We start from the raw sequence: 6,798 nt of genomic DNA on the forward strand, positions 1-6,798 counted from the left end.
ATACCTTGTGATCACATGCCTGGCGATCAATCTTTTCCCTCATAATGTGTTCGAACATCTGGGGCAGCAGGGGGAGATATCGATAACCGTACATCAATCAACAAGTATCGATATCACCGAGGGTATACCGCGAACGTCATTCCAGATACGGACCGGTACGAATGCCTACATCGCGCTCATTACGGATGAGGCTTCATATTTCCTCGGTGAGAACACCGTGTTCAACTATGCGAAAGGAGTTCATCGCCTCGATGCCGGAATACTTATCATACGATCCGAGGGGAAAGCGGCACATGAGTTCCAATTCTCTGTAGATAAACGATATACCTATACGATACGCGGACGCAGTTTTATCCTGGTAAAAGGAACAAAATCGCATCTCGTGACGCTGCGTAATGGCGTCTATGTGAGCAAAAAAGGCGATCTCCCCCTTGACTACATTTTGGAAACCTATCAGCGTTCGAGCATGTCGGATGGGCTTACCATTCCGGAGTCGATCGATGCGCGAACGCATACGGTGCTTTCTGCCATGGAGATCATCCTCGAACAGAAACGAGCCGACTATCTCAGCAGGAACATACGCCGGTACACCTATACCATATTCAAAGGGACGCAGTACGAAACACCGGTATACCGTGTCGTCCATCGCACCCCGGGCACGAATGTATTCGTGATGGCACCCCATGCTGACGAGCGCGCGGCAAGTATCGTAGCCGCCGATATCGGGAATATCGTCATTCGCTCCGGCAGTATCACTACGATCCCCAGCCCGGTGGCGCCGGCGGCAAAGATCGGTGAACGATACGTTATCGAGGACCTTAACCGCAAATTCTACGATAGAAAGATACGCATGCTCGAGAATGAGATAGACAAGATAGCGATAAAATATCAGGACATGCTCAATGAATATCAGATACATCTTGTCCTCAATCTGCATGAGGGATTCGGCTGGCATATCGCCGACAAGGACAAGGAAAAGTACGGGCAGACCATTGTCTATGATTTCGAGCGTTTCACGCCGACGGTAGCGCGCGTGCTGGAGCATATCAACCGCCGCATCGAGGTGAGCGACCTGCAGTTCTCGCCCCTCCTGAAACCGATGCCCAATACGCTCACGTATTATGCCGCGCAGAAGAACATCGATGCCTACGGTATCGAGCTTCATCGCGATATCACCCTTGAGAAAAAGATCATCATGATGCGGGCCATCGTCGAGGAATTCCTCGAGGTATACGGGCTCTATTGATCCCAGCCGGCGCAAAAAAAAGTGTAAAGCAAATTCGCCGTTTCCCGACATTCATAACAGTACGCTTGTGGACTGTGCCCTCGCCACATACTCAGGGACGGAACATCGGCGTACGAATTATCCGGAACGGAAGCCGGATATGACCTACCACCAAGGAGGATGCTATGATCATCAACCACAACATGAGCGCCATAAACGCTCATCGCACGCTCAAGTTCCGCCAGACCGATCTGCAGAAGGATGTCGAGAAGCTCGGCTCCGGTATGCGTATCAATCGGGCGGGAGATGATGCGTCGGGCCTCGCCGTATCGGAAAAGATGCGCGCGCAGATCCGCGGACTCAGGCAGGCGGAACGGAACACCGAGGACGGTATTTCGTTCATACAGACGAGCGAGGGATACCTCGATTCGATCTCCGCAATACTGCACAGGCTCCGCGAGCTCGCCATCCAGTCCTCGAACGGTATCTACAGCGATGAAGATCGCATGCAGATACAGGTCGAGGTGTCGCAGCTCATCGACGAGATAGACCGCGTAGCGTCGCATGCAGAGTTCAATAAAATGAACATGCTGACCGGCCGCTTCGCCGCCTTCCAGGGGCAGAACACCCCGACCGCGTCGATATGGCTGCACATCGGCCCGAACATGGAACAGCGCGTGCGCTTGTACATCGGCACGATGAACTCGCAGGGACTCGGCCTCAAGAACGCTACGAACATGGCCGAAGCCGCGACATTCATCAGTGTGTCCACCCCGCAGAAGGCCAACGCGGTCATCGGCATGGTGGATGAAGCGATGAAGAAAGTGTTCAAACAGCGTGCGGACCTCGGGGCGTATCAGAACCGCCTTGAATTCACCGCACAAGGTTTGATGGTCGGATATGAGAACCTGCAGGCGTCGGAAAGCCGCATCCGTGATACGGATATGGCCGAGGTCATGGCGAACTTCACCAAGAACCAGATCCTCAATCAGGCGAACACTGCAATGCTTGCCCAGGCGAACACGCTCTCCCAGAACGTGCTCAGACTGCTGCAGTAACCGAAAGGACATCATATCGGGTAACGGACGCCTTCGGGCGTCCGTTTTTTTTGCAGTGCGGAACCGAGGGATACCAGTGCCCCTCGACTCCGCTCGGAGCACGCATGCTTAAGGCGCTTTCTTTAATCCGGTGACCGACCAATCTGCAGCATAATATCCGCTGCCGCTCCTGTATCGAGCATGGATCCTGTCGACAAGATCGCGGCGCCCCATCTTCTCATAGTGTTCGATGGTCTTGTCCAATCGCCCTCGCAGATGATACGGCCCGCCCTCTTCGATGACCTTCATGAACGGATCTTCCTTACGGTCGGCGCTCAACATCTGCTCATCGAGCCATTGCTGAAGCAGTGCAAGCCCCTCGTTCACTTTTTCAGGCATTGCCGCGGAAAGATCGTTCGTCTCATGCGGGTCATGTTTCCAATTGAACAGCATCAATTCCGGGTATTCGCGCACCGGATCGCGATACGTCCTGATGAGGATATGATCACCGAAGATGACGGCGCGCATCGAGCTCCACGCAGAGTTGCTGATGACAAGGTGATCCCTTCCCCGCTCTTTGCCGGCGATGAACGCATCCTTGAACCCGAGCGCATCCCATTTCGAAGGCACGTTCTTTCCGACCAATTCCACTATCGTTGCAGCGATATCGAATTGATAGTGAAAGCCATTATTGACGCCGGGCTGCACCCCTGGCCATTTCACTATCATCGGTACGCGATTGGTGATATAGTCAGCGGTCTGATGATCACCGTAGATATTGAGCTCGCCCTGGTTCTCGCCATGGTCGGAGGAGATGATGATCGCCGTTTCATCGTATATCCCCTGCGCTTTCAGTTCCTGTACGATACGTCCTACCGCTTCGTCGGCAAAACGAATGCCGACATCATAGCCGTCGACATGCTTCTTGAAATCGGCGGTGGTCTTTATCTCACGCGGTTCACGCGGGTACTTCTTATAGAAGTCCTCGCTTGCACCTTCCCGAAGATGGTTCGCGGCACAATGCTGACCGAATGTCATATTGTGAGTATCGATGATCTTCTGCGTCAGCCATGACGGCGGCGGATCATCCTTGAACGGATTATCGTAGTCCTCCGGTGTACGGTACGGAGTATGCGGGTCCCAGATGTTGAAATGCAGATACCAATTATCCTTTCCCTTGAGCGCATCGAGTTTCTCAAGTGCCGTATCGGTGACCTCGGTCTGGATCTCCATCCCTCCCTTGCCGCAATCGTATATCTCATTGAATCCCGCATAGAACCACCATGCATCGTGGCGTCCCGCGAATGAGCTGACGAGACAATTATAGAATCCTGCGGTCCTGAGTACCTGCACGAATTTTTTATACGGATAGGTGTTGCTGAAACTGCGCGTGATCCCTTCCGGATAGGGGTCAGCATAGGTGCCGCCATGACACAATGCCCCATTATGGATACCGAATCTGCCGTGATGAAGTGCCGAACGCGATGGAAGACACGGCGCATCAGGGACAAAACACGAATTGAACATGACCGCATCCTTCGCAACGCTGTCAATATTCGGGGATGTGTCCCTTTCATAACCATAGCAGCCAAGATGGTCCGGACGTAAGGTATCGATGTCGATGTAAATGATACGCATAAATACTCCAATATCATATATGAAATCTAACTTTCCATATATAATATAATGCGTTTTTTGATTCTGTCAAATTCCGGCACTTAAGAATAAAAAAGCAATATTTGGCCGAAAAAATTCAAAAAAAGCCTAAAAAATCGCTGTTTTCATGAAAAAATGCTTGTAAAATTCGAACAGGTAGTATATACTTATGTTAACTCGATTTTGATATATCGGGGAAAAATATCATGTAAGGAGAAAATGCATGGCAGCTGCAAAGAAAAAGAAAGAGGAAAAGAAGGGGAATCCGAACGCGGCATACCCGACAAAGTACACCGCAAGCGCTCTTGTCGCATACGTTTCCGAGAAAAGCGGCATATCGCGCAAGGACATGAAGCAGATCTTCGAAGATGTATTCGAAGTTATTCGCCGCGGCGCGATGAAAGGAGCACGGGTGCCTGTCGGAACGCTCGGTAAATTGTTCGTCCGTGTAAAACCTGCGCAACCGGAACGCCAGGGACGCAACCCGCTCACCGGCGAGACGATAACCATCAAAGCAAAGCCGGAGACGGCGGTGCCGAAGTTCTCGTTCAACAAAGCGTTCAAGGGCATTGTCAAGGCAGAATTCAAGAAATAAGATCAGTATCGATGAACGCCGTATTCGCTCTGCGGGTACGGCGTTCTTATTTGTTGCACGAACGCCCCGCAAATGATTGCGTTTTACGATTTTTGCTGTATAGTTGCCGCACGAACTCAGGAGATGCTTTCCATGGATATCGCTGTCATCGGTACCGGTTATGTCGGCCTCGTGACCGGTGCATGTTTTGCTGATACGGGGAATAATGTATTTTGCGTCGACATCGATAAAAAAAAGATAGATATACTCAACAGCGGCGGAGTGCCGATCTATGAGCCGGGACTTGAAGACCTTATGAAGCGGAGCATAGAGGAAAAGCGGCTGTCCTTCACCACCGACCTCGCGGACGCGGTGCGGCGCTCATCGATAATCTTTCTCGCCGTAGGCACGCCTATGAAGGATAATGGCGAGGCGAACCTTTCGTTCGTGCATACGGCGGCACGGGATATCGGACGAGCCATTGACGGTTATAAGGTCATCGTCGATAAGTCCACAGTGCCCGTCGGTACTGCGGATGATGTCCGGGGCATCATCGCGAAGGAGACAAAGCATCCGTTCGATGTGGTCTCAAACCCTGAATTCCTCAAGGAAGGGAGCGCGATAAACGATTTCATGTTCCCCGATCGCGTCGTTATCGGGAGCAGTTCCGCAAAGGCCACTGAGCTCATGAAAGAGCTTTATGAACCGTTCGTCCGCACGTTCCACCCCATCATTGTCATGGATATAAAAAGCGCGGAAATGACCAAGTATGCCGCGAATTGCTTCCTCGCGGCGAAGATATCGTTCGTCAATGAGATATCGAATCTCTGTGAGCGAACCGGCGCGGATATCGCCGCAGTGCGGGAAGGGATAGGTGCCGACCGGCGCATCGGCTATGAATTCCTTTTTCCCGGTGTCGGTTACGGGGGTTCCTGTTTCCCGAAGGATGTCCTCGCTCTTATCCATACAGGAACAAAATACGGCATCGATATGCATCTCATGAAAGCCGTCGATGAGGTCAATGATCACCAAAAGGGCATTCTCATAGGAACGATACTTGACCATTTTAAAGCGGCGGACAAGCCGGGTGCGCTTTCCGGGAGAACATTCGCCCTGCTGGGACTGAGCTTCAAGCCGAAGACCGATGATATGCGTGAGGCCCCATCCGTTGTCATTATCGAACGGCTCATCTCGCTCGGCGCATCGGTGCGAGCCTATGACCCGGAAGCGATGGATGAAGCGCGCAAACAGCTCGGGGAGAGAATTTCCTACGCAAAGGACATGTATGATGCTGCGCACGGTACGGATGGTCTGATACTTGTCACGGAATGGAATGAATTCCGGCGGCCATCATGGCTGCGTCTCAGGAACGAGCTCAAGGGGCATGTCATATTCGATGGACGCAATATCTACGACCCCAAACGGGTAAAACAGGAAGGATTTTCCTATTACGGCATGGGACGACGATAATGGGACGTGCACTGGTGACCGGCGCCGCCGGTTTTCTCGGATCGCATCTGTGCGATCGGCTGCTGAAGGATGGATGGGACGTTGTCGGCATCGATAATCTGTATACCGGGATGAGCCGGAATCTCGCGCACCTTTCGAACGAAAAACGTTTCCGGTTCATCAGGCATGATGTCACAAAGCCGTTCAATCCGGGGTATATCGAACGCATTTACAATCTTGCATGTCCGGCATCACCGCCGCATTATCAGAAAGATCCGCTCTTTACGCTCGATACGAATTATCTCGGCGTAAAGAACCTGCTTGAGCTCGCGGCAAAGCACGGGGCCCGCATGCTGCAGGCTTCTACGAGCGAGGTCTATGGAGATCCTGCGGTGCACCCGCAGAAGGAAACGTACTGGGGCAATGTGAATTCCTTCGGTATACGCAGCTGCTATGATGAAGGCAAGCGCGTAGCCGAAACGCTCATGCTTGAGTACCATCGGAACCGCAACGTGAATATCCGCGTGATCCGTATCTTCAATACCTACGGACCCCGCATGGACCCGAATGATGGGCGTGTCGTATCGAATTTCATCGTGCAGGCGCTCCGTAATGAGCCGCTTACCGTATATGGTTCCGGCAGGCAGACACGATCCATTTGCTACGTCGATGACCTCATCGAAGGTATGGTGCGGATGATGGAGAACCCCGGATTCATCGGCCCGGTGAATCTCGGCAATCCGACCGAGATGACCGTTCTCGATATAGCGAAGAAGATCAAACGCCTTCTGCGTTCTCATGCGCCCATCGAGTGCAAGCCGCTGCCGAAGGATGATCCGACCAAGCGCAAACCGGAT

Annotated in this window: 6 protein-coding genes; 5 read left to right on the top strand and 1 reads right to left on the bottom strand. The window is 52.4% G+C overall.

Translation table 11 applies throughout. The annotated features are described in order from the left end of the window. Positions 1–7: 7 nt before the first annotated feature. Both AABZ39_09920 and AABZ39_09925 read left to right on the top strand, forming a co-directional pair. Entirely contained in the window at positions 8–1,246 is a 1,239-nt protein-coding gene (locus tag AABZ39_09920) for a hypothetical protein (GenBank protein ID MEK6795084.1), read from the top strand. A gap of 164 nt (positions 1,247–1,410) precedes the next feature. After that, positions 1,411–2,283, top strand: coding sequence for a flagellin (locus AABZ39_09925; GenBank protein ID MEK6795085.1), 873 nt, complete (start codon positions 1,411–1,413; stop codon positions 2,281–2,283). 108 nt (positions 2,284–2,391) lie between these two features. On the opposite strand, the gene AABZ39_09930 is transcribed toward AABZ39_09925, so the two are convergent. Beyond that, complete coding sequence (locus tag AABZ39_09930) at positions 2,392–3,900, bottom strand: sulfatase (protein ID MEK6795086.1); 1,509 nt, start codon at positions 3,898–3,900, stop codon at positions 2,392–2,394. Positions 3,901–4,141: 241 nt separating this feature from the next. On the opposite strand from AABZ39_09930, the gene AABZ39_09935 reads away from it, so the two are divergent. The 3 genes from AABZ39_09935 to AABZ39_09945 all read left to right on the top strand — a co-directional run. Beyond that, on the top strand, positions 4,142–4,513 hold the full coding sequence (locus AABZ39_09935) for an HU family DNA-binding protein (protein ID MEK6795087.1): 372 nt from the start codon (positions 4,142–4,144) through the stop codon (positions 4,511–4,513). Between the two features lie 132 nt (positions 4,514–4,645). After that, positions 4,646–5,962 carry a UDP-glucose/GDP-mannose dehydrogenase family protein gene (locus tag AABZ39_09940; protein ID MEK6795088.1) on the top strand — a complete coding sequence of 439 codons (1,317 nt, stop codon included), beginning with the start codon at positions 4,646–4,648 and terminating at the stop codon, positions 5,960–5,962. Beyond that, positions 5,962–6,798, top strand: an 837-nt coding sequence (locus AABZ39_09945; protein ID MEK6795089.1) for a UDP-glucuronic acid decarboxylase family protein, incomplete at its 3' end; no start/stop codon positions are given. The genes AABZ39_09940 and AABZ39_09945, both read left to right, overlap by 1 nt.

The sequence above is a fragment of the Spirochaetota bacterium genome (assembly GCA_038043445.1).
In the GTDB taxonomy this organism is placed as follows: Bacteria; Spirochaetota; Brachyspiria; order Brachyspirales; family JACRPF01; genus JBBTBY01.